Origin of the sequence: Longimicrobium sp., assembly GCA_036389135.1 — a bacterium.
Lineage (GTDB): Bacteria > Gemmatimonadota > Gemmatimonadetes > Longimicrobiales > Longimicrobiaceae > Longimicrobium.
On the sequence record DASVQP010000054.1, the window covers coordinates 1 to 1538 of the forward strand.

The following is a 1538-nucleotide window of genomic DNA, read 5'->3' on the forward strand; positions in this document are numbered from 1 at the left end:
GGGCGCGCCTCATGCCAGCTTCACCCGCTGGCGCGTCCACAGCAGCAGCGCGGCTAGCGCCATGATGATGGCGAAGAACACCACCACGACCGCGCTGGCGTAGCCCATGTTGTAGAAGGCGAAGGCCTGGAGGTAGAGGAAAATGTTGATGGTCTCGCTCGCCTGGCCCGGCCCGCCCTGGGTGATGACGTAGATGGTGTCGAAGGCCTTCAGCGCGTCGATGGTGCGGATGATGAGCGCCACCACGATGAAGGGCATCAACAACGGCAAGGTGACGTGGCGGAAGGCCTGCCAGGGGGTGGCGCCGTCGATCTTCGCGGCCTCGTAGGGGTCCACCGGCAGCGCCGCCAAGCCGCCGAGCAGCAGGAGCATCACCAGCGGCGTCCAGTGCCAGACCTCGACCATCACCAGGGTCGGGATGACGGTGGAGGCGCTGTACACCCACATGCTGGGCGGGAGGCCGGCGGTGGTCAGCAGCCAGTTCAGCACGCCGAGCTGCGGGTGGAACATCATGGTCCAGACCAGGGCCACCGCCACCGGCGTCGCCATCATGGGCAGGATGAACACGGCGCGCGCCAAGCCGCGCAGCGGGAAGCGGCGGTGGAAAGCGAGCGCCGCGGCGAGGCCGAACAGGAGGGGGAACACCACGGCCAGCACGGTGTAGAGCAGCGTCCGCAGCATCGCCCAGCCGAAGCGCGCGTCGCTGAACAATGCGGCGTAGTTCGCCAGCCCCACCCAGCGGCGCTCACCGCCGAGGCGCCAGTCGAAGGCGGAGACATAGAGGGTGAAGGCCCAGGGGAAGAGGATGACGGCCACCACCACGGCGGCCGCGGGCACGATGAACCAAGCGTAGTGCCGCGCGTAATTGCGGCGACGGCGCTTCGCCGCCGCGGTCGCCGGGACGGGAAGGGCCGCGGCGCCGCCCGACATCAGCTTTCGCGCTCGCTCTGCTCCAGCACCGGCCGGAACTCGGCGGTGGCGCGCTTCAGCTCGCCCGCCACGTCGGCGCCGGATATGGTGTTGGTGAGCGCGGCGCCTATCACGTCGCGGAACTGCGTCACCGGCACGATCTCCGGCAAGCCGGCGCGGGCGATCTTGGAGCTGGCCTCCAGGGTCTGGAAGAACTCGCGCGGGAAGTGGCTGCGGCCGATCGCCTCCTCGTTGCGGAAGGGCGAGGCGCGGGCCGGCACGCCGCGGCCCTCGGCCAGCATCCGGAGTTGCATGGGCTTGCCCAGCGCCCACTGGATGAACAGCCAAGCCGGCCCCTTCTTGCGCGAGGCTTCCGGGATGCCGTAGCCGGCGCCGAACAGCGCGCAGTGGTGCTCCGGCCCCGGCCCGCGCGGCACCACGGCGTAGCCCACCTTGCCGGCGACGCGGGAGCGGGTGCGGTCCTCGAGCGGTGCGGCGAAGCCGATGCCGTCCACCCACATGCCGGCGCGGCCCTGCATGAAGGTCGTCTGGCACTCGTTCCAGTTGAAGCCGATGGAACCGGGCGGCGAGGCATCACGCAGGAAGCGCTGGTACTGCACCGTGGCCCA

The 1538-nt window shown here is 70.2% G+C and carries 2 protein-coding genes; both read right to left on the bottom strand.

Features of this window, described 5'->3' with window-relative positions; genetic code table 11:
- Window positions 1-9: 9 nt before the first annotated feature.
- Entirely contained in the window at window positions 10-837 is an 828-nt protein-coding gene (locus VF584_13390; protein ID HEX8211162.1) for a sugar ABC transporter permease, read from the bottom strand.
- Between the two features lie 92 nt (window positions 838-929).
- The coding region (locus VF584_13395; protein HEX8211163.1) for an extracellular solute-binding protein at window positions 930-1538 on the bottom strand (609 nt) is incomplete at its 5' end.